A 20845-nucleotide genomic window follows, 5' to 3' on the forward strand; every position below is an offset into this window, starting at 1 on the left:
GGTGATGTCGCGCACCAGCTCGCCGGGTCAGGTTGCCCGGGAGGGCGCCGCTTCCAGCACGAGTCTGACCTCCGTGACCTGGTAGGACGCGCGATCGAACGCGGCGGCCATCGGAAGGTTCGTCATGTCGGTGGTCGCGGTGATCCGTTCGGCCCCGGCCTCCGCATGGATCCGTGTCACCTCGCCCAGCAGGTCGTCGACGAGGCCCTGCCCGCGATGGCTCGGCAGCACGGCGAGGTAGCCCACGTTGCGGTGGTACGGCGTCGCTGACGGCACGATGAAACCCACCGGCACGCCGTCGCGGTCGGTCGCGACTCGCCACCAGTCGCGCTCGCCGGGGCAGCTCTCGTAGAACTCGAGATCTTCCTTGGCCTGGCTGAGCTCGTCCGTGGACTCCAGCGCCTGACGCGTCCCGACGTCCAGGCTGCCCCGAGCAGCCTCGCGGAAGAGCTCGACGAACTCGTCGTTCGACCCCCGCCGGAACGCGGCCCGTGTGCTGATCCCAGGAACCCCGTTCGCGGGCGTCCAGGCGTACTGGCGCCGCTCGAGCGACGCGGTCAACCCGACGTCCGACGTGGCCTCACGTGGCCACGTGGCCGCTCGAGTCGCTCTCGCGTCCGCACGCCATCCTGCGGGCAGCCGAAGGGTGTACGGAGGCAGCTGCTGCTTCCCGGACGCTGCAAGATCGGCGTGGCCGCCACGCAGCAGCTCGACCGCGGCCGCCCGCGGATCGTGCACCTCGGGCAGGACGTCCAACGCGTCGAGCACACTCGGCACGGTGTCGCCACGACCCCACCACAAGGCACGACCCAGCAGGCGCCCTTCCTCCTCGAGCACCCAGGACCACTCCGGCCGCATGCGTCCCGTCTCGAAGTCTGCACGCACCTGCCCGTCTGGCAGTCCGATCACGCCAGGGTCGTGGGGGAAGTCGACGAGGGCGTCGACATCAGCGGGGGTGGCTCGGCGGACTCTCATCCGCCACCCCCTTCCACGCTCGTCCTGGAGACGAGGATGCGACGCTCGCCGGGGTCGCGTGATGCATGCTCGGACACCTGACAAGCGTCCCACGGTCGCGGCACGTCGAGCGGGTGGTCAGGCTTCGGGCTCAGCGGGTGACGGTCACCCGCGCCGACCGAGTGCGCCCGTCGAGGGCGCGTACGACGACCCGGCGGAGGTCGCCGAGCGAGCGGGTCGCGGCTCGCTCCGCGCGACGTGGTGCCGGCGGGGCCACGACCGCGGACCGGAGGGCGGCCGCCTGCGCGTCGAACCACGCGGTGATCTCGGCGAGGACCGGGTCGGGGAGCGGCCCCACCGCGTCCACCTGCGCGACGACCTGGAACGCCGCCGTCGCGGTGACGCAGGTGGCGCACGAGCCCCCGACGGACAGCGCGCGGTTGGTCGGCCGCGCCCGGGTGCCGGGCCCGATCACGATGACCTGCACCGCGAGCGCCGTCGCCCGGCAGTCCCAGCAGTCCTGGGTCCAGGCGGTGGCGACGTTGTCGAAGCGCGCCGCGGCCGGGCCGGGCACGTAGATCACCTGCAGCACCGCGCTCTCCCCACGGCACCCGTGGCAGGCGGTCACGCTGGTCGCCACCGCATCGGCCTTCAGGTCGCCCTCGCGGACCACGACCTCGTCGACGACGACGTCGCGGTCGTCGCGGCGCTGGTCGCTCGGCTGGGCGCTGGCGACGAGGTCGAGGTGGCGCCGCTCGTCGGCCGGCCCCCGCGAGGTCGCCTGGGCGGCGCCGGCCAGCAGCAGGGTCGCCACGACGGCGTGCGCGACAACGGCGCGCGCCCTCATGCCTGGTCCTCGACGACGAAGTTGTCGGCGACCGCAGCCGCGATGTCGACCAGCGCGTCGCGCGTCCGACGGTGGAGCGCGGACATGTCGGTCAGCGCGCCCGGCTCGAGGGCGTCGTCCCACGGGACCGTCACGACGCGGGCACACCGCTTCTCGAAGTGCCGCCGCATCGGCTCCGGAGGCTCGCTCCCGCGCCGCTCCGCGTTGACCACGACGACCGTCCGCGCGACGAGGTCGTCGAACCCGTGCTGGTCCATCCAGTCCAGCGTGAGCGCCCCGGCCCGACCACCGTCCAGCCCGGCCCGCACCACGAGCACGACCTGGTCGGCCTCGGTGAGCAGGCCCTGGTTGGCGCTGTCGAGGATGCCGGTGCCGGTGTCGAGCAGGATCAGGTTGTAGAAGCGGTCGAGCAGCCCGATCAGCCGGTGGTAGTCGTCGCGCGCCAGGGCCAGCCCGATGCCGGGGTCGTCGTCGGAGGCGAGCACCTCGAGCCGCGACTCGAGGCCCTGCGAGGTGTAGCGCCGCAGCGCGGCGTACGTCGTGATCAGGTCGAGGTCGCGCAGCACGTCGGTCACGGTGCGGTCGTGCGGCGGCGCCACCCGGTGGGCGAGGTTGCCCGCGTCGGGGTTGGCGTCGACGGCGATCACGCGATCGCCGCGGAGCAGCGCGAAGGTGCTGCCCAGGGCGAGCGTGATCGTGGTCTTGCCGACGCCGCCCTTGCGGCTCATCACCACCACCCGCCTCGAGCCGTCGATCGGCGTACGCAGGCGGTGCTCGAGCTCGCGGCGCCGCTGCTCGGGGAGGCTCGGCCCGGGGTTGAGCACGTGGCCGCTGCCGCGGTAGACCGCGCTGCGCCAGCCTTGCGTCGGGACGGGCACCGGGGCGGCGTACATCACCTCGTCGGTGAAGTCGGCCGCGGAGACGACCCGTGGCGGGTCGGGCACGACGCTCGGCTCGTACGCCTCGGGCGGCCGCGCCGCGAGCCTGCTCCGGACCAGCAGGACCAGGCTCACCGCGACCCGCCACAGCGCCAGCACGACGCCCAGGATCGGCAGCAGCAGGAGGGCGATCGAGACCACCGCCAGCGCCATGACCGCCCAGTCGCGTCGTTCCCAGGCGAGGTCGAAGACCAGCTGCTGCAACCGGACCCCGTCGCGACCCCGTTCGACGAACTCCGGCAGGTACCAGATCGCCCAGGCGAACGCGCCGACCAGGAGCGGCACGACGACCACCACCCAGCCGGTCACGAACCGCCGCGAGCGCGGACGCAGCTCGGTCACGCGCGGGTCGACGGGGTGCCCCGGACGCAGGCTCCGCATCACCGGTCCGACCCGGGCGAACAGGTCCGGCACGCCGGCCAGGTCGGAGAGCACGTAGTAGCCGTCGAAGCGGACCACCGGGATGAGCTGCTGGAGCATCTGGAACTGCAGGACCAGCGCGGTCAGGAGCAGCACGCCGCTGCCGGTCGAGACGTACGCCGCCGCGAGCACCAGCACCGTGAGCGCGTTGAAGTGCAGCCCGCCGAGGTCGGTGCGCACCCGGCCGACCCGGCCGAGGCGGTAGGAGTCGGTCACGTCGGTGTAGAAGGCGGGGAAGACGAGGTAGAGCCCGAAGCCGATCTCGCCCGGAGTCGCACCGCCGTAGCGGCAGGCGGCCGCGTGCCCAAGCTCGTGGACGACGGCCGCGGTCGTGAGCATGCCGTAGATCAGCAGGGCGATCGTCGGGGTGGCGAAGAGCTCGCCGATCGCCGCCCAGATGTCGCCCCGCATCACGAGGACGACGTCCGCGACGACGAGGGCGGCGAGCACCAGCGCCACCAGCGGCGGCCAGAAGACCGGAGCCAGGACCCGGGCCAGCTTGTCGACGATCCGGGCCGGCACCAACGTGCCCTTCGCGGTCAGCGCCAGGAGCGGCCGCGCCCGCACCGACCGCGTCGGTTCGGGCGACTCGTCGGGGATCACCAGCCCGAGCGGCTCGAGCCGGGTGGTGACCAGGTGGGCAAGGCCGTCGACGCTCAACGTCCGGCCGTACGCCGCACTCACGTCGTCGGCCACCTGCTCGGCGGGCCGGGGCGGCTCGACGGCGCGCACCACCAGGTGGAGCAGCTCGGACAGCTGCACCACCTGGTCGTCCACCCGTCGCACCAGGAAGGCCGGGTCCTTGAGGCCCGAGCCCTGGACGGGGCCCAGGAACTCCAGGCCGCGCGCCTGCCGCCACCGCTGCCCGGTGGCAGGTGGTGGAGCGGTCGTCATGTGCTCTGCGGTCGTCAGGTCCATCGCTCTGGGTGCTCTGTCTGCTCTGGTGGGTGGATCCGGTGACGGCGGCGGGCGCGCCAGAGCAAACGCACCCGCCGCCGGGTCTCACGGCATGTGCATCTGCACCGAGGCTAGGTACTGCAGCGCCAGTGCATTGGCCTGGGAGCCGATGGTCGCTGCGTTGACGGCGAGGGCGAGATTGACACCCACGACGTTGGTGACGTTGACGCACGCGAACTGGCAGCTCAACGTCTCCCGACGAGGCAGCGGCGTGGCCGTCTCGGCGTCGAGGTCGGCCATGGCGATCTCGGGTCGGACCATGCCGGTTCACCTCCTCTCGTGCTGGTCGGGGCGAAGGACGGTGACCTGCGTGGCCTCCCCCTCCGCAGGGAGGCCACGCGAGGCCGTCAGCCCTGGTAGACCGTGATCGCCTGCCACGCCTCGCTGTGTGCGAGGGACGCGAAAGTGGCGGCGTTGAGGGCCATGGACGAGTTGTTCGCCACGATGTTGGCGAAGTTGGTGTTGCCGAAGGTCAGCGTCTCCCGGGTCGGAAGAAGCTCGGTGCGCTCGGTGTCGAGCTCGGCGAATGACAGTTCCCGCATGATGTTCACCTCCCCCCTCTGTGCGGTGTTCTCTGGCGGGCACATCCGACACGACCTCGCGTGACTCCTGCGTGACCGCGCCATACGCCCGCCACCTGCACCGTGACCGGTCCAGACGTCGACCCCAATCGTGGGGAAATCCTTTCGGTCGTTCGCCCCTACGGGTGGGGCCCCGTCAGGCTGCTCGCAAGGGATCACCGCGCCTCGGGCAAGCGAGAGCGGTGGGGGAGAGGGATGTCTCGGTGATCGACCATGCGGGAGACCAGTCGCGCGACCAGATCTGCCACTAGCCGTGGCCTGAGCCTCCTCGGCGGGTGGCAGCTCGTCGTGGACGGCGACGTCGTCGTGCTCGGCGGCCGCGAGCAGCGCCTGTGTGCGCTGCTCGCGCTCGGCGGCACGCGGGCCCGTGCCCAGGTCGCCGGCACGCTCTGGCCGGACAGCACCGACACGCGTGCGCTGGCCAGCCTCCGGCGGGCGGTGGCGCAGACCCACCAGCGGTGCGCCGGTCTGCTCGCCGCCGACCGGACCAGCATCGGGCTCGCGGCCGACGTGGTGGTGGACGTCGACGCCCTCCGGGCGGCCGTGACCGACCCGGGGGTCGACCGGTCGCTGCTCGTCACGCTGGCGGGGGAGGAGCTGCTGCCCGGCTGGTACGACGGATGGGTCGAGGAGCAGCGCGACGACCTCGAGCGCGAGCGGGTCGGCGCACTCGAGCGCCTCTCCCGCCGGGCGCTCGAGCATGGTGACACCGGGCTCGCCGAGGACGCCGCCCGCGCCGTGGCCCGCCTCGAGCCGCTGCGCGAGTCGGCGAGCGAGCTGCTCATCCGCGCCCTCCTCGGACGTGACGACCGGGCCGGGGCGGTGCGCGAGCTCGATCGCTACCGCGAGGTCGTCCGCACCGAGCTCGGGGTCGTGCCGTCGCCCGCGCTCGTGACGCTCGTCGAGGCCGCTCCGGTCGTGGTCCATGCCCCCGCCCCGGTCCGGACGCCCGTCGTCCCCGTCGCTGTACCGGTCGCCGTCCCGGGCCCCGGGGCGCGGCCCGCTCCACCCGTCGCCGTGCCCGCCCCGCGCCGCGCCCGGCCCCTCGATCCGCCGCCCCCACCGATCCCCCTGTCCCCCACGGGGCCGGCCGGCTTGTCCTGGCGGGCGACCGCCGCCCGGCTGGCGGTGGGGGCGGCCCTCGTCCTGGCAGCCTCGCTGTCGATCGCCAACCTCGGCCCCGACGGCGCGCAGCCCGCCCCGGCCCCCGCCGGCGGCACCGCGGACCAGCCGACGGGGACGGCCGCCGAGCCGGACGGCAACCGTCGGGTGCCCGCCGCCCGGGAGGTCCTGGTGCGTCCGGTCGCCGCCGCGCAGGGAGCTGCGGCCTTCGTCGTCCGTGCCACCCAGCGGCCGGCCCGGGTGCGGTTCGAGGTCGCCGGCCCGTCCGGCAGCAACGTCGTACGCAGCGTCGTCGTCCGCAGCCGCGACGGCAACCGGCTCGTCCTCGACGGGCTCGACGGCGGCACCTACGAGTGGTCGGCGACCTCTCCCACGGCCGCGCCCGTCGCCGGCGAGGTCCGCGTCGCCGAGGTCGAGGCTCCCGCCCTCGCCGCGGCAGCGGAGCCGAGCGGCGGGCCGTCTCCCACCCCCACCTCCACGCCCAGCCCGACAGCCACGCCCACCTCCACGCCGACGTACACCCCGACTCCCACCCCGACTCCCACCCCGACCCCGACTCCCACGTCGACGCCGACCCACCACCCCAGCCCCAGCCAGACGCCCAGCCAGACGCCCAGCCAGACCCCCCAGCCCAGCCCGACGCGGCACCCGAGCCCGTCCGGCGCACCCACCGATCCGGGGACACAGGACCCCGGACCCCTGGGGTGAGGAGCCAGCGCAATGTCCACCACCACGACACCGACCGCCCGCGCCGTACGCCGCCGCGCCACCGCCGCGCTTCTCGCTGTCCTGCTGGCGGCAGCCACCGCCCTCGTGGCGCTGCCGGCGCCTCGTGCGGCCGGCGCCGACGACCGCGGCAGGCACTGGGCCGGCTTCCGCATCCCGAAGACCGGCCACGCTGCGGGTGGCTGGATCGGTGGCTACCGCGTCGACGGAACCCCCGTCTTCGTGATCACGCCGGGGCGTCGCCCCAACCGGGCCGGCTTCCGCCCGGCCGACGCCACCTCCAACCTGCGCGGGCCGAAGGGCCCCTCGGGCGCCGCCACCGAGCGCGCCGCCTGGATCCTGTCGAAGTACGGCGGCCACAAGGACGCCGTGCAGGCCGCTGCCGTCGACGCGGCGGTGCTGCACCTGCTCGGGGGCCGCGCCTGGCGGTTCGGTGCGCCCCGAGGGGCCGCCCGGATCCGGGCCTCCGGTGACCCGGCCACGGTGCGCCGCTACGTACGCCTGATGCTGCGCGGCTCGCGAGCCAGCGCCGGGCCGCACCAGGTCGCCGTGGTCGCCAGCACCGCGGATGTCGGCGGGGTGACCGGCGTGACGGTTCGCGTGACCGACGGTCACGGAGGGCCGGTCGCCGGGCTGCCGGTGCGCGTGACCTCGCCCGACGGCGGGCCGTCCCAGCCGGCGGCGGGGCCGATCGACACCGTGACCGGTGACGACGGACGGGCGGTGGTGCGACTGGCCGCGCCGCTCGCCGGGTGGCGGACGGTCGTCGCCGAGGTGGGCCAGGTACCCCTGCACTGGCTGCGGGTGCGCCGTGGGGACCGCAAGCGGCAGGCCTCCGCGGCGGAGGGCGGTGTGCGGCGCACGATCGTGGCCAGCGCGCGGGTCGCGGTCCGCGGCCCGCAGTCGCTGACATTGGCGGCGGACCCGGCCGTGCTCGTGGCCGGCTCCCCGGCCAGGGTCGTGGCCACGATCGGCGGTGACGGTTCCAGCCGCACGGCCACGGCGTCCCTGCACGGACCGTTCGCGTCGGCGTCGGCTGCCAGCTGCAGTGGTGCCGCCGTCGCGACGGTGTCGATGCCGGTGGTCGGCGACGGCGCCTACGCCTCGCCCGCCATCGCGCCGTCGGCGGGGGGCTACTACCTGTGGCGCGTCGCCGTCGACGGCACCGACACCAGCGTGCCGGTGGCCTCGTGCGGCGCGCCGGTGCGCGTGCGCGCCCGAGCGACGGTGAGTCTCACGGCCCCGAGCAGCGCGGCCCCGTCCGACGTCGTCTCGGCCCAGGTCACCGTCGCCGGGCTGCCCTTCGGCGGGCCGATCGACGTCACCACGTCGCTCTACGGGCCCTACGGCACGGCCACCGAGGCCTGCACCGGCAACCATCGCGACGTTGTCCAGCGCCGACCGGGCAACGGCACGTTCACGTCGATCAGCTTCCAGGTGGACGAGAGCGGCTGGTACGCCTGGCGCGCCTCGGTCCCGGAGGGCGACCTGTGGTTGGGAGCGACCTCCATCTGTGGAGCGGTGGGGACGCTGACCCAAGTCCCATAAAAAGTCAGGCTTGACTGTTTGTTTGTCGAACGGCAGTCTTGCGTGCGTGACCTCCCCCTCCGCGTCCTCGACGGCAGCCGCGCGCGTGCCGCAGGCCGACCGGACCCGGGCGATGCGGGCACGGCTGCTGGAGGCGACGGTCGAGCTGCTGGTCGAGCGCGGCTTCGCGGGCACCTCGACGACCCTCGTCTCGGACCGGGCGGGCGTGAGCCGCGGCGCGCAGCTGCACCACTTCCCGACCAAGAACGACCTCGTCGTCGCTGCCGTCGAGCACCTCACCGAGCGCCGCGGTGCCGAGCTGGCCGAGGCGGTGGCACACCTGCCGACCGGCGGACGGCGTACGCGTGCGGTCGTCGAGATGCTCGGCGACCACTTCGCCTCGCCGGTCTTCGCCGCCGCGCTCGAGCTCTGGGTCGCGGCCCGCACTGACGACGCCCTGCTCGCCGCCGTCGGCCCGCTGGAGCAGCGGGTCGGCCGCGAGGCACACCGGATGACGGTCGCCGCGCTCGGCGTCGACGAGTCGCGGCCGGGCGTGCGCGAGCTGGTGCAGGCGACCCTCGACCTGGTGCGCGGGCTGGGCCTGGCCTCCACGATCACCGACGACTCCGCGCGGCGTCGTCGGATCCTGCGGGAGTGGGCCGACGTGCTCGACCGCGAGCTCGACCGCGACGACGACGAGGGGACCCAGGAGTGACGGACGTACTGACGCAGGTGCTCGCCGACCTCGAGGCCGAGGGCGACCGGCTCGAGCAGCTGGTCGCCGGCCTCGATGAGGACGGGTGGCGTACGCCGACGCCCGCCCCCGGCTGGGACGTCGCGAACCAGGTCGCCCACCTCGCGTGGACCGACGAGGTCGCGGTCAAGGCGGCGACCGACAAGGAGGCGTGGGACGAGGTCGTCCTCGGCGCCATCGCCGACCCGACGGGCTACGTCGACGCGCAGGCGCTCGCCATCGCCCGGGAGCCCGGACTCCTCGAGCGCTGGCACCGCGCGCGGGCCGACCTCCGGGCGACGCTCGTCGCGATGCCGCGGGGCGAGAAGATGCCGTGGTTCGGTCCGCCGATGTCGCCGACCTCGATGGCGACCGCCCGGTTGATGGAGACGTGGGCCCACGGCCTCGACGTGCACGAGGGCCTCGGCGCCCCGGTCGACGACACTGACCGCATCCGCCACGTCGCCCACCTCGGCGTCCGCACCCGCGGCTTCGCGTTTGCCGTGCACGGCCTCGACGCACCCGCCGAGGAGTTCCGCGTCGACCTCGCCGCGCCGTCCGGCGACGTGTGGTCGTGGGGACCGGAGGACGCCGCGCAGACGCTCACCGGCAGCGCGGGCGACTTCTGCCGGCTGGTCACCCAGCGTCTCCACCGCGCCGACACCGACCTCGTCGCCACCGGCGCCGACGTCGACCGGTGGCTCGACATCGCCCAGGCCTTCGCCGGCCAGCCGGGCGAGGGACGGAGCCCGAGGTGACCGGGCCGACCAGCGGCGTGATCCGCATCGGCAACTGCTCCGGCTTCTACGGCGACCGGCTGAGCGCGATGCGCGAGATGCTGGAGGGCGCCAACGAGGACGGGCAGAGCCTGGACGTGCTGACCGGCGACTACCTCGCCGAGCTGACGATGCTCATCCTCGGCAAGGACCAGCTCAAGGATCCCTCGCTCGGCTACGCCCGCACCTTCGTCCGCCAGCTCGAGGACTGCTTCGGGCTCGCGCTGGAGAAGGGCGTGCGGATCGTCGCCAACTCCGGCGGCCTCAACCCGGCCGGCCTGGCCGACAAGGTGCGCGAGGTCGCCGCAGGTCTGGGTCTCGACCCGCAGGTCGCCCACGTCGAGGGCGACGACGTGCGCCACCTCTCCTTCGAGGGCGCGCTCACCGCCAACGCCTACCTCGGCGGCTTCGGCATCGCCGCGGCGCTGTCTGCGGGCGCGGACGTCGTCGTCACCGGCCGGGTCACCGACGCCTCGCTCGTCGTCGGTCCGGCCGTCGCACACCACGGCTGGACCCCGACGTCGTACGACGAGCTGGCGGGCGCGGTCGTCGCCGGCCACGTCATCGAGTGCGGCACCCAGGCGACCGGCGGCAACTTCAGCGGCTTCCTCGACCTGCCCCACCGCGACCGGCCGCTCGGCTTCCCGGTCGCGGAGGTCGCGGCCGACGGGTCGAGCGTGATCACCAAGCACGCCGGCACCGGCGGCGCCGTCACCGTCGACACCGTCACTGCGCAGCTCGTCTACGAGATCCAGTCGACGCGCTACGTCGGGCCCGACGTCACCGCGCATCTCGACTCCGTCCGGCTCGAGCAGGAGGGCGAGGACCGGGTCGCGATCCTCGGCGTCACCGGCGAGGCCCCGCCCGAGCGGCTCAAGGTGTGCGTCAACGAGCTCGGCGGCTGGCGCAACCAGGTGGAGCTCGTCCTCACAGGCCTCGACGTCGAGGCCAAGGCTGCCTGGGTGCGTGAGCAGCTCGGGCCCCGGCTCACGGCGGCCGAGGTGACCTGGTCGGAGGCCAGCGAGCCGACCGCCGACGCCGACACCCAGGAGGCTGCCTCCACGCTCCTGCGCTGCACCGTGAAGGACCCATCACCCGACCCCGTCGGCCGCGCCTTCACAGCCGCCGCCGTCGAGCTCGCCCTCGGCTCCTACCCCGGCTTCACCCTGACGGCACCGCCCGCGCCGGCCACGCCGTTCGGCGTCTACCGCGCCGAGTACGTCGACCGTTCGGACGTCACGCACACCGTCGTCCACGCCGACGGTCGCCGGGAGGTCGTCGCCGACCCGACGGCGTACACCACCGAGGTCGAGGTGCCCGGCCGGCGCCCGTCGCCCTACCCGGCGCACGCCGACACCCTGACCCGACGCCTGCCGCTGGGGACGTTCGTCCACGCGCGCTCCGGCGACAAGGGCGGCGACGCCAACATCGGTCTCTGGGTCGCCCACGACGGCGCCGACCCGGCGACGTACGACGCCCGCGTGCAGTGGCTGTTCAAGCTCATGTCGCCGCGCGGCATCCCCACGCTGCTGCCCGAGGCGGCCGACCTCGACGTCGACGTCTGGCTGCTGCCGCACCTGGGTGCGGTCAACCTCGTCGTGCACGGCCTGCTCGGCCAGGGCGTCGCCGCGTCCACCCGGTTCGACCCGCAGGCCAAGGCGCTCGGTGAGTGGCTGCGCTCGCGGTTGGTCTCGATCGAGGAGAGTCTCGTATGACCACGGAGCACGAGGCGCTCCGCGCCTCCGCGGCGGAGTTCGTCCGCCGGGAGGTCGTGCCGCACCTGCAGGAGTGGGAGGACGCCGGCGAGATCCCGCGCGCGCTGCACCGCACGGCCGGGGACCTCGGCCTGATCGGCGCCGCGTTCCCCGAGGAGGTCGGCGGCGGTGGCGGTGACCTGGTGGACAGCGTCGTGCTGCAGGAGGCGATGTTCGAGGCGGGCGCGTCGAGCGGCCTGATGGCCGGGCTGTTCACTGCCGGCATCGCGCTGCCCCACATCGCCGCCAGCGGCAACGCCGACCTCGTCGACCGGTTCGTCCGCCCGACGCTGGCCGGCGACACGATCGGGTCGCTCGCCATCACCGAGCCCGGCGGCGGCTCCGACGTCGCGCGCATCACCACCACGGCCGTGCGCGACGGTGACCACTACGTCGTCAACGGCGCCAAGACCTTCATCACCTCCGGCGTCCGCGCCGACTTCGTGACCACCGCGGTCCGCACGGGAGGCCCCGGGCACGGCGGCATCTCGCTGCTGGTCGTCGAGAGGGGGACGCCGGGCTTCACGGTCTCCCGATCGCTGCAGAAGATGGGGTGGCACTGCTCCGACACCGCCGAGCTGTCGTACGTCGACGTGCGGGTGCCGGCGGCCAACCTCGTCGGCGCGCAGGACTCGGGGTTCGGCCAGATCGCGGAGCAGTTCGTCGTCGAGCGGATCGCGCTGGCGGTCCACGGCTACGGCATCGCCGCCCGTTCGCTCGACCTCGCGGCGGCGTACGCCCGAGAGCGCGAGACGTTCGGCCGACCGCTGTCGGCCAACCAGTCCGTCCAGCACACGCTGGTCGAGATGCGGCGCCAGGTCGAGGTCGCCCGCACCTACACCCGCGACGTCGCCGCGCGGCACGCCGCTGGCGAGTTCGTCGTCGCGGAGGCCTGCCTGGCCAAGCAGACCGCGGTGGACTGCGCGGCGTACGTCTGTGACCGAGCGGTGCAGCTCTTCGGCGGCACCGGCTACATGCACGGCACCGAGGTGGAGCGGCACTACCGCGACGCCCGGCTCCTGCCGATCGGGGGTGGCGCCGACGAGGTGCTGCGCGACCTGACGGCCAAGCTGTTGGGCTATGCGTCATGAGAGGAATGTCGATGATCAAGCTGCCGTCGCTGGGGGACCAGGTCTCGGTCTGGATGGACGCCCCACCCGCGGAGGTCTGGGACCTCGTCAGCGACGTGACCCGGATCGGGGAGTTCAGCCCGGAGACGTTCGAGGCGAGGTGGACCCGCGGTTCCGCCGGGCCCGAGGTCGGGGCGTACTTCAAGGGCCACGTGAAGCGCAACGGCGTCGGGCCCACCTACTGGAGCCTGTGCAAGGTCACGCAGTGTGAGGTCGAGGAGGTCTTCGAGTTCGCCGTCGGCACCGATGACCTGAACGTCAACAACTGGGGCTACCGGCTCGAGCCGAAGGACGGCGGGACGCTGGTCACGGAGTACTTCAGGCTCGGCAGCAACCTTCCGACGCGGGTCTACTGGCTGGTGCTCGGGCCGCTGCGCCGACGCACGAACCGGAACGGCATGCGTACGACGCTCGAGCGGATGAAGGCGGTGGTCGAAGCATGAACAGCAACCGGACCGCGATGCTGGAGAAGCTCGCCGACCTCGACGCGCAGCACGCGGTCGCGGTGGCGGGCGGCGGGGAGAAGTACGTCGACCGCCACCACGCCCGCGGCAAGCTCACCGCACGCGAGCGGATCGAGCTGCTCCTCGACCCCGGGTCGGCGTTCCTGGAGCTCTCGCCGCTGGCCGGGTGGGGCTCGGACTTCACCGTCGGCGCGTCGGTCGTCACCGGCATCGGTGTCGTCGAGGGCGTGGAGTGCCTGATCAGCGCCAACGACCCCACCGTCAAGGGCGGCGCCTCCAACCCGTGGACGGTGAAGAAGATCTTCCGCGCCTCGCAGATCGCCGAGGAGAACAACCTCCCGACGATCTCCCTCGTCGAGTCGGGCGGCGCGGACCTGCCGACGCAGAAGGAGATCTTCATCCCCGGGGGGCGGCTCTTCCGCGACCTGACCCGCGCCTCCGCCCGGCGGCAGCCGACGATCGCGCTGGTCTTCGGCAACTCGACCGCCGGCGGGGCGTACGTCCCCGGCATGAGCGACTACACCGTCTTCGTCCGCGGCGGCGCCAAGGTCTTCCTCGGCGGTCCGCCGCTGGTGAAGATGGCGACCGGCGAGGAGTCCGACGACGAGTCGCTCGGCGGCGCGGAGATGCACGCCCGGGTCTCCGGCCTCGCCGACTACCTCGCCGAGGACGAGCACGACGCGATCCGCATCGGGCGCCGGATCGTGGCCCGGCTGAACCGGCGGAAGCCGGCACTTCGCACCCAGGTTTCCCACTTCGCCCCCCAGATCTCGGGTGCTCAGTGTGAAAGTCCCCGGATATCCGGGGACTTCACGGGCGGGTTCGCCGAGCCCGACGCCGACCCCGAGGGCCTGCTCGACCTGGTCCCGACGGACCTCAAGGAGCCGTTCGACCCGCGCGAGGTCATCCTCCGGGTCGTCGACGGGACGAGCGAGCGCAACGGGCGTCCGTTCGACGAGTTCAAGCCGCTCTACGGCACCTCGCTCGTCACCGGGTGGGCGCAGCTGCACGGCCGCCCGATCGGCATCCTCGCCAACGCCCAGGGCGTGCTGTTCTCCGAGGAGGCGCAGAAGGCGACCCAGTTCATCCAGCTCGCCAACCAGGCCGACACCCCGCTGCTCTTCCTCCACAACACGACCGGCTACATGGTCGGCAAGGAGTACGAGCAGGGCGGGATCATCAAGCACGGCGCGATGATGATCAACGCCGTCTCCAACAGCACCGTGCCCCACCTCAGCGTGATCATGGGTGCGTCCTACGGGGCCGGCAACTACGGCATGAACGGCCGCGCCTACGACCCGCGCTTCCTCTTCACCTGGCCCAGCGCCAAGTCGGCCGTGATGGGCCCGGCCCAGCTCGCCGGCGTGCTGTCGATCGTCGCCCGCGCGGCGGCCGAGGGCAAGGGACAGGCGTACGACGAGGAGGGCGACGCCGGCATGCGCGCGATGGTCGAGCAGATGGTCGAGGAGCAGTCGCTGCCCTACGTGCTGTCCGGGATGCTCTACGACGACGGCGTCATCGACCCCCGCGACACCCGCACCGTGCTGGCCATCTGCCTCAGCGTCATCGAGAACGCGCCGATCAAGGGTGCCGAGGGATTCGGGGTGTTCCGACCATGATCCAGAGACTCCTGGTCGCCAACCGCGGCGAGATCGCCCGACGCGTCTTCGCCACCTGCCGACGGCTCGGCATCGAGACCGTCGCGGTCCACTCCGACGCCGATGCCGGGATGCCGTTCGTGGCCGAGGCCGACCGGGCCGTACGCCTCCCCGGCAACACGCCCGCCGACACCTACCTCCGCGCCGACCTGGTCATCGAGGCGGCACGCAGGTCCGGTGCCGACGCGATCCATCCCGGCTACGGCTTCCTGTCCGAGAACGCCGCCTTCGCACAGGCCGTCATCGACGCCGGCCTGACCTGGGTCGGACCGCCGCCCGAGGCCATCGAGGCCATGGGCGACAAGGTCCGCGCCAAGGAGATCGCCGAGAAGGCCGGCGTCCCCGTCCTCACCGCACCCGAGGACCCGACCGAGGCCGACCTCCCGCTGCTGGTGAAGGCGTCGGCCGGTGGCGGCGGGCGCGGCATGCGCGTCGTACGCACCCTGGACCGGCTCGAGGCCGAGATCGAGGCGGCGCGGGCGGAGGCCGAGTCTGCCTTCGGTGACGGGACGGTCTTCGTCGAGCCCTACGTCGAGGCCGGGCGCCACGTCGAGGTGCAGCTCGTCGCGGCCGAGGACCCCGACGTCGGCACCGTCGTCGAGGTCTTCGGCACCCGCGACTGCTCGGTGCAGCGCCGCCACCAGAAGGTCGTGGAGGAGGCGCCGGCACCCGCCCTGTCCCCACGCTCGCGCGTGACGATGGAGGAGGCAGCCGCCAGCCTGGCGCAGCGCATCGGCTATCGCGGCGCCGGCACCGTGGAGTTCCTCCACGACCCTGCGACCGACCGGTTCTTCTTCCTCGAGATGAACACCCGGCTCCAGGTCGAGCACCCGGTGACCGAGCTCGTGCGCGACGAGGACCTCGTCGCGCTCCAGATCGCCGTCGCCGAGGGCCGCGGACTGGCGCGCACCGTCCGTGGCGATCGCGCCCTTGCGGCGTACGACCAGGGGCACGCGATCGAGGTCCGGCTCTACGCCGAGGACGCGTCGTACGTCCCGCAGAGCGGTCGACTGCTCACCTTCGACCTGCCCGCCGACGGGGCGTTCGATCGACTGGCGTCCTCCGGCATCCGCGTGGACAGCGGCTTCGCGTCGGGCGACGAGGTGTCGACGTTCTACGACGCCATGCTGGCCAAGGTGATGGCGTGGGCGCCGACCCGCGAACAGGCGATCCGGATGCTCGTCGCGGCACTCCGCCGGGCCCGCATCCACGGCGTGACGACCAACCGCGACCAGCTCGTCGAGATCCTCACCGACCCGGTGTTCGTGGCCGGCGAGATGACGACGACGTGGCTGGAGTCGCGTCCGATCTCCGCTGAGTCTCCCGGAGACTCACCGTCCATCGACCGCACCGCGCTCGTCGCTGGCGCCCTCATGCTGGCCGCCGACGACGCGGCGAGGCGCAGGGTCCAGCAGGGCGTCCCCGCCGCCTGGCGCAACGTCGTCAGCGAGCCGCAGCGGACGACGTTCGAGGGGCACGACCCGGTCGAGTGGTGGGGCACGCGCGACGGGTTCGCCGTGGACGGCGCGACCGTCCTGGAGGTGTCGCCGACCCACGCCCGGCTCGAGGTCGACGGGGTCGTCACGGAGACGCGCGGACACATCTCGTCCGTACGCCCCGGCGCCCCGCGTGAGGTCTGGGTCGACAGCCCGGTTGGGTCCGCGCGCCTACGCGAGGTGCCGCGCTTCACCGACCCCGACGACGCAGTGGCGAGCGGCTCGCTGCTCGCCCCGATGCCCGGCACGGTCGTGGCGGTCAAGGTGGAGACCGGCGCCGAGGTGGCCGCGGGCGACGTCGTCCTCGTGCTGGAGGCGATGAAGATGCAGCACACCGTGACGGCGCCCCATGACGGCACCGTCACCGAGATCAACGTCGAGCCCGGGTCGCAGGTCGCGTCCGGGGAGGTCCTGGCAGTAGTGGCCACGAAGGAAGTCGAGGAGCCTGCATGAGCAACTTCACCGAGACCGAGGAGCGTCAGGAGCTGCGCCGCCAGGTGGCACGGCTGGCGAGCGGCTACGGACGCGACTGGTTCGTCGAGCGCGCCCGCTCGGGCGAGAAGACCACCGAGCTGTGGCTCGAGATCGCCAAGGCGGGCTACCTCGGCATCAACATCCCGGAGGAGTACGGCGGCGGGGGCGGCGGCATCGGCGACGTGGCCGCGGTCTGCGAGGAGCTCGCCGCGCAGGGCTGCCCGCTGCTGATGATGGTCGTCAGCCCGGCGATCTGCGGCACCGTCATCGCCCGCTACGGCACCGAGGAGCAGAAGCAGCAGTGGCTGCCAGGGATCTGCGACGGCACCGCCACGATGGCCTTCGCGATCACCGAGCCCGACGCCGGCACGAACTCGCACAACATCACGACCACCGCCCGCCGTGACGGCGACGAGTGGGTGCTCAAGGGCCAGAAGATCTACATCTCCGGCGTCGACGAGGCCGCCAACGTGCTCGTCGTGGCGCGCGCGGAGGACGCGAGGACGGGCAAGCTCAAGCCCTGCCTCTTCGTCGTGCCGACCGACGCGGCCGGTCTCGAGTACACCGCGATCCCGATGGAGATCGTCAGCCCCGAGAAGCAGTTCCAGGTCTTCATCGACGACGTCCGGCTCCCGCGCGAGGCGCTGGTCGGCGACGAGGACGGCGGCCTGGTGCAGCTGTTCGCAGGCCTCAACCCAGAGCGGATCATGGCGGCCTCCTTCTCGACCGGCCTGGCCCGCCACGCCCTCGCCAAGGCGTCGTCGTACGCCAAGGAGCGCACCGTCTTCAAGGCCCCGATCGGCTCCCACCAGGCCATCGCCCACCCGCTCGCGACGGCCCACATCGAGAACGAGCTCGCCCGGCTGATGACCCAGAAGGCGTCCGCGCTGGTCGACGCCGGCGACGACATGGCGGCCGGCGAGGCCGCCAACATGGCGAAGTACGCCGCTGCCGAGGCCGCCGTGCACGCGGTCGACGCGGCAGTGCAGACCCACGGCGGCAACGGCATCACGCAGGAGTACGGCATGGCCGGTCTGCTGGTCGCCGCCCGCGCCGGCCGGATCGCCCCGGTCAGCCGGGAGATGATCCTCAACTTCGTCGCGATGCACAGCCTGGGGCTGCCGAAGTCCTACTGACGCGCACGACCTACGCAGCAGCACCTCGAGCCCCGTGCTCGGGGTGCTGCTCTGCGTGGTGGTCGGCACTTCGTGTCGCATCCCTCGGCAGTTCCTGCCACCCGCGGGCGACTTTCTGCTCTCGGGCGAGCGACTTCGGCCTATTCTCCAGTAACTAACTAGACAATAGTGCCGGGCAGTCGCCCAGGCCGCCCGAAGAAAGCACACGCCCGTGAACTGGTACGACCTGGCGGCCCTTGCGGTCGTCGCCATGCTCATCCTCGGCCTGCATCTCGCCCGTCGCCGCATCGGCTTCACCGCCCGCACCCTCCTCGCGATCCCGCTCGGCGTCGCGGTCGGCGTGGGCTTCCAGGGGCACGTCGAGTACGTCGAGCCGATCGGCAGCATCTACGTCAACGGGCTCATGGCCCTCGTGGGGCCGCTCATCATCGTCTCGATCCTCTCCAGCGTGACGGGGTTCGGCACGGCAGGGACCCTGCGCCGGGTGGGCCTTCGGTCGGTCGGCTGGCTGGTCCTCACCACCGGGATCGCGATCGTCCTCACTCTCGGCGTCGCGCTCAGCCTCGGCGTCGGACGCGGCGCCGAGCTCGGTGGGGGCAGCGACGTCGACACCGAGTCGCTCAGCCGCATCGTGCGGCCGGTGCCGGACGTGGTGGTCGACTTCTTCCCGAAGAACATCGTCGGGGACCTCGCCGACGGCAAGGTGATCCCGGTCATCATCTTCACGCTGCTGATCGCGGTCGCCTACGCGGCCGTCGCCGGTCGCGAGCCCCAGGTCGTCGAGCCGGTGACCCGGTTGATCGAGGCCGCCCGGGTGATCATCTACCGCGTCGTGGGCTACGTCATCGCCCTCACGCCGTACGCCGTGCTCGGCCTGACCACGGTCGCGGTCTCCGACGCCGCGGGCAACCGTGCGGCCCTGTGGTCGTTGATCGGCCTGCTCGGCATCAGCTACCTGCTCTGCTTCGTCGACGCCTACCTCGTCAACGGCGTGCTGCTCCGCGTCGCGGCCGACGTCAACCCCCTGACGTGGTTCCGGTCGTTCCTGCCCGCACAGACCACTGCCTTCACCACCCAGAGCAGCATCGGCACCCTCCCGGTGACGACCGACGTGCTCACGCACCGCATCGGCGTCCCGCGTGAGATCGCCGGCTTCACCGCCCCGCTGGGCGCCAACCTCGGCATGCCCGGCTGTGCCGCGATCTGGCCGCTCCTGGTGGCGATCTGGGGGATCAACGCCACAGGCATGGCGTACGGCGCCGCCGACTACGCGGTGCTGGCCGTGCTGTGCCTGCTGGTCTCGCTCGGCACCGCAGGGGTTCCCGGCACCGCGACGATCACCACCACGACGGTGCTCGCGGCAGCCGGTCTGCCGCTCGAGTTCCTCGCGCTGACCCTGCCCATCAGCACCGTCGCCGACATGGCCCGCACCCTGACCAACGTCACCGCCGCCGGCGTGGCGACCACGATCGTGGCCCGACGCGAGGGCCGCCTGGACGACGCCGTCTTCCTCAGCCGGGGCGTGGTCACGACGACCGAGGTGCCGACCGACCAGGACGGGCACCGCGAACCCCTCCCCGAGCACGAGTCCGAGCACGAGCACGAGCACGAGTCCGACACCGAGCACGAGTCCGACACCGAGCCGCGCCGCCCGGCGCTGGCCCCCTGAGCCCGATCCCACCACCGAAAGGTCCCGACCCATGCCACCCATGCCTCGACGACGCTCGTCCCGCCTGCTCGCGGGCCTCGCCATCGCTGGCTCGGCCGCGTTGCTGCCGGCCGTGCTGAGTCCTGCACACGCCGCCCCGTCCGCCCCGTCCGCGCCGTCCGCCGAGACGCCCGTCTCGGCCAAGATGGCCGGCGATCGCTGGATCGACGGCGGCGACGACCTGCCCTGCGTCGACGACGAGACCTGCCTGTGGATCTCGGGCTGCATCCTCGACGGCAACAACAACCCGGTCTACCCCAACCGCAACGGCACACACGTCGGCGGCGGTCCGCACAGCTACGCCGACCAGCAGACACCCACCCCGACGCCGACGCCGACCCCGACGCCGACGCCGACCCCGACGCAGTCGCCCACCGCGCAGCCGACGACGTCGAGCCCGACCGCGCAGCCGACCACGAACAGCCCGAGCGCCACACCGTCCCCGGGCACCGGCAGCAGCGGCAACACCGGCAGCTCCGGGAACAGCGGCAGCACCGGCAGCAGCGGTAGCGGCAACACCGGCACCGGTGGTGGCAAGAACGGCAGCAGCGGCTCGACGAACGTCGGAGACGACAGCACGGACAGCAGCTCACCCGCGTCGACCGCGACCCCGTCATCGACCCCGACGGCCGAGGAGACCGCGGAGGAGCAGGCCGAGCAGGTCTCCGCGCTGCTGGCTCCGCCCACAGTCACCGTCGACGGCACGGACGTGACCGTGGCCTGGCAACCGCCCACCGGCGCGCGCACCGGGCTCGTCGAGTACCGGGTCGCCCTGCAGCGCGGACCCCGGGCCACCGTGGCCGCCACCACCATGACCCACACCTTCACCGACGTCCGCGACGGCGTCTACCGGGCCACGGTCAGCGCGGTCTACGGGTCGGGGAGCCCCGAGACGTCGGGCCCCTCCGACAAGGTGACGATCGGTCAGGACCCCACCCTGGTGCGCGGCACCGTCACGGTCACCGGTGACCTCACCGCGGGCGAGCGGGTCGTCGTCGCCGGTCGCGGCTTCGCCCGCAACGTCCCGGACCTGAGCGTCGAGCTCCACTCCGACCCGGTCCTGCTCGCCCAGGTCCAGACCGACGGCAAGGGACGCTTCGAGGTGGAGGCCCTGGTGCCGGAGACCGTCGAGGCCGGTGACCACCACGTGGTCGTGCTCTACGACGGGGTCGAGCTGAGCAGCAACCCCGTCACGGTCGCTGCAGCCGTCACGCCCGCCGCGGCGTCCGAGGCGCCGACCGACGAGGTCGCCGCTACGGCCCCCGGCTCGTCCAGCCGAGGCGGCCTGCTCCTCCTGCTCGGGCTCGTCGGCGCGACGGCGGTGGCCCTCGGGGGCCACGCGGTCACCAAGCGCCGTCGTGGCAGCTCGGCCCTGGCCGACACCGAGGTCGAGCCCGCCCGGGCCTGACCTCCGCACGAAGGACGGGTGGCCCGGTGCGGCAAC

Annotated in this window: 17 protein-coding genes; 12 read left to right on the forward strand and 5 right to left on the reverse strand. The window is 73.0% G+C overall.

Going from position 1 to position 20845, the window contains the following annotated elements:
- Positions 1-27: 27 nt before the first annotated feature.
- The 5 genes from JOD65_RS04125 to JOD65_RS04145 form a co-directional block, all read right to left on the reverse strand.
- Positions 28-975: a GNAT family N-acetyltransferase gene (locus JOD65_RS04125; protein ID WP_191193621.1), complete on the reverse strand. Its 948-nt coding sequence runs from the start codon at positions 973-975 to the stop codon at positions 28-30.
- A gap of 130 nt (positions 976-1105) precedes the next feature.
- On the reverse strand, positions 1106-1801 hold the full coding sequence (locus JOD65_RS04130) for a hypothetical protein (RefSeq protein ID WP_191193620.1): 696 nt from the start codon (positions 1799-1801) through the stop codon (positions 1106-1108).
- The gene (locus tag JOD65_RS04135; RefSeq protein WP_191193619.1) at positions 1798-4077 is read right to left on the reverse strand and encodes a MinD/ParA family ATP-binding protein; all 2280 of its coding nucleotides are present in this window, start codon (positions 4075-4077) and stop codon (positions 1798-1800) included. Before JOD65_RS04135 ends, JOD65_RS04130 begins: the two co-directional genes overlap by 4 nt.
- A gap of 84 nt (positions 4078-4161) precedes the next feature.
- Positions 4162-4377: a hypothetical protein gene (locus tag JOD65_RS04140; protein WP_191193618.1), complete on the reverse strand. Its 216-nt coding sequence runs from the start codon at positions 4375-4377 to the stop codon at positions 4162-4164.
- Between the two features lie 86 nt (positions 4378-4463).
- Positions 4464-4658 (reverse strand): hypothetical protein, encoded by a 195-nt coding sequence (locus JOD65_RS04145; protein WP_191193617.1) that lies wholly within the window; start codon positions 4656-4658, stop codon positions 4464-4466.
- A 252-nt stretch (positions 4659-4910) separates the two neighbouring features.
- Here JOD65_RS04145 and JOD65_RS04150 point away from each other — a divergent pair, with 252 nt between their 5' ends.
- The 12 genes from JOD65_RS04150 (at position 4911) to JOD65_RS04205 (ending at position 20809) form a co-directional block, all read left to right on the forward strand.
- On the forward strand, positions 4911-6527 hold the full coding sequence (locus tag JOD65_RS04150) for an AfsR/SARP family transcriptional regulator (RefSeq protein ID WP_191193616.1): 1617 nt from the start codon (positions 4911-4913) through the stop codon (positions 6525-6527).
- Between the two features lie 12 nt (positions 6528-6539).
- Entirely contained in the window at positions 6540-8093 is a 1554-nt protein-coding gene (locus JOD65_RS04155) for an Ig-like domain-containing protein (protein ID WP_191193615.1), read from the forward strand.
- A 46-nt stretch (positions 8094-8139) separates the two neighbouring features.
- Positions 8140-8787 (forward strand): TetR/AcrR family transcriptional regulator, encoded by a 648-nt coding sequence (locus JOD65_RS04160; protein ID WP_307820924.1) that lies wholly within the window; start codon positions 8140-8142, stop codon positions 8785-8787.
- Positions 8784-9563: a TIGR03084 family metal-binding protein gene (locus JOD65_RS04165; RefSeq protein WP_191193614.1), complete on the forward strand. Its 780-nt coding sequence runs from the start codon at positions 8784-8786 to the stop codon at positions 9561-9563. Before JOD65_RS04160 ends, JOD65_RS04165 begins: the two co-directional genes overlap by 4 nt.
- On the forward strand, positions 9560-11296 hold the full coding sequence (locus tag JOD65_RS04170; protein ID WP_307820925.1) for an acyclic terpene utilization AtuA family protein: 1737 nt from the start codon (positions 9560-9562) through the stop codon (positions 11294-11296). Before JOD65_RS04165 ends, JOD65_RS04170 begins: the two co-directional genes overlap by 4 nt.
- A complete protein-coding gene (locus JOD65_RS04175) occupies positions 11293-12426 on the forward strand; it encodes an acyl-CoA dehydrogenase family protein (protein ID WP_191193613.1) in 1134 nt (377 codons plus the stop codon). The genes JOD65_RS04170 and JOD65_RS04175 overlap by 4 nt, the downstream gene beginning before the upstream one ends.
- 11 nt (positions 12427-12437) lie before the next feature.
- Positions 12438-12908: an SRPBCC family protein gene (locus tag JOD65_RS04180; protein WP_224747128.1), complete on the forward strand. Its 471-nt coding sequence runs from the start codon at positions 12438-12440 to the stop codon at positions 12906-12908.
- Complete coding sequence (locus JOD65_RS04185; protein WP_191193612.1) at positions 12905-14548, forward strand: acyl-CoA carboxylase subunit beta; 1644 nt, start codon at positions 12905-12907, stop codon at positions 14546-14548. The genes JOD65_RS04180 and JOD65_RS04185 overlap by 4 nt, the downstream gene beginning before the upstream one ends.
- Positions 14545-16536 (forward strand): ATP-binding protein, encoded by a 1992-nt coding sequence (locus JOD65_RS04190; protein WP_191193611.1) that lies wholly within the window; start codon positions 14545-14547, stop codon positions 16534-16536. The genes JOD65_RS04185 and JOD65_RS04190 overlap by 4 nt, the downstream gene beginning before the upstream one ends.
- On the forward strand, positions 16533-17693 hold the full coding sequence (locus JOD65_RS04195) for an acyl-CoA dehydrogenase family protein (RefSeq protein ID WP_191193610.1): 1161 nt from the start codon (positions 16533-16535) through the stop codon (positions 17691-17693). The genes JOD65_RS04190 and JOD65_RS04195 overlap by 4 nt, the downstream gene beginning before the upstream one ends.
- 211 nt (positions 17694-17904) lie before the next feature.
- A complete protein-coding gene (locus JOD65_RS04200; RefSeq protein WP_191193609.1) occupies positions 17905-19362 on the forward strand; it encodes a dicarboxylate/amino acid:cation symporter in 1458 nt (485 codons plus the stop codon).
- A 31-nt stretch (positions 19363-19393) separates the two neighbouring features.
- Positions 19394-20809, forward strand: a complete 1416-nt coding sequence (locus tag JOD65_RS04205) for a fibronectin type III domain-containing protein (RefSeq protein ID WP_204810944.1) — start codon at positions 19394-19396, stop codon at positions 20807-20809.
- The last annotated feature ends 36 nt before the right edge of the window (positions 20810-20845 follow it).

Source organism: Nocardioides cavernae, from assembly GCF_016907475.1.
Taxonomy (GTDB): Bacteria; Actinomycetota; Actinomycetes; order Propionibacteriales; family Nocardioidaceae; genus Nocardioides; species Nocardioides cavernae.

What these genes read in the sequence shown, in the direction of transcription:
- JOD65_RS04205 (WP_204810944.1), top strand. Translation starts at nt 19,394, where the DNA reads ATGCCACCCATGCCTCGACGACGCTCGTCCCGCCTGCTCGCGGGCCTC.
- JOD65_RS04130 (WP_191193620.1), bottom strand. Translation starts at nt 1,801, where the DNA reads ATGAGGGCGCGCGCCGTTGTCGCGCACGCCGTCGTGGCGACCCTGCTG.
- JOD65_RS04155 (WP_191193615.1), top strand. Translation starts at nt 6,540, where the DNA reads ATGTCCACCACCACGACACCGACCGCCCGCGCCGTACGCCGCCGCGCC.
- JOD65_RS04190 (WP_191193611.1), top strand. Translation starts at nt 14,545, where the DNA reads ATGATCCAGAGACTCCTGGTCGCCAACCGCGGCGAGATCGCCCGACGC.
- JOD65_RS04195 (WP_191193610.1), top strand. Translation starts at nt 16,533, where the DNA reads ATGAGCAACTTCACCGAGACCGAGGAGCGTCAGGAGCTGCGCCGCCAG.
- JOD65_RS04135 (WP_191193619.1), bottom strand. Translation starts at nt 4,077, where the DNA reads ATGGACCTGACGACCGCAGAGCACATGACGACCGCTCCACCACCTGCC.
- JOD65_RS04125 (WP_191193621.1), bottom strand. Translation starts at nt 975, where the DNA reads ATGAGAGTCCGCCGAGCCACCCCCGCTGATGTCGACGCCCTCGTCGAC.
- JOD65_RS04150 (WP_191193616.1), top strand. Translation starts at nt 4,911, where the DNA reads ATGCGGGAGACCAGTCGCGCGACCAGATCTGCCACTAGCCGTGGCCTG.
- JOD65_RS04145 (WP_191193617.1), bottom strand. Translation starts at nt 4,658, where the DNA reads ATGCGGGAACTGTCATTCGCCGAGCTCGACACCGAGCGCACCGAGCTT.
- JOD65_RS04140 (WP_191193618.1), bottom strand. Translation starts at nt 4,377, where the DNA reads ATGGTCCGACCCGAGATCGCCATGGCCGACCTCGACGCCGAGACGGCC.
- JOD65_RS04180 (WP_224747128.1), top strand. Translation starts at nt 12,438, where the DNA reads ATGATCAAGCTGCCGTCGCTGGGGGACCAGGTCTCGGTCTGGATGGAC.
- JOD65_RS04185 (WP_191193612.1), top strand. Translation starts at nt 12,905, where the DNA reads ATGAACAGCAACCGGACCGCGATGCTGGAGAAGCTCGCCGACCTCGAC.
- JOD65_RS04175 (WP_191193613.1), top strand. Translation starts at nt 11,293, where the DNA reads ATGACCACGGAGCACGAGGCGCTCCGCGCCTCCGCGGCGGAGTTCGTC.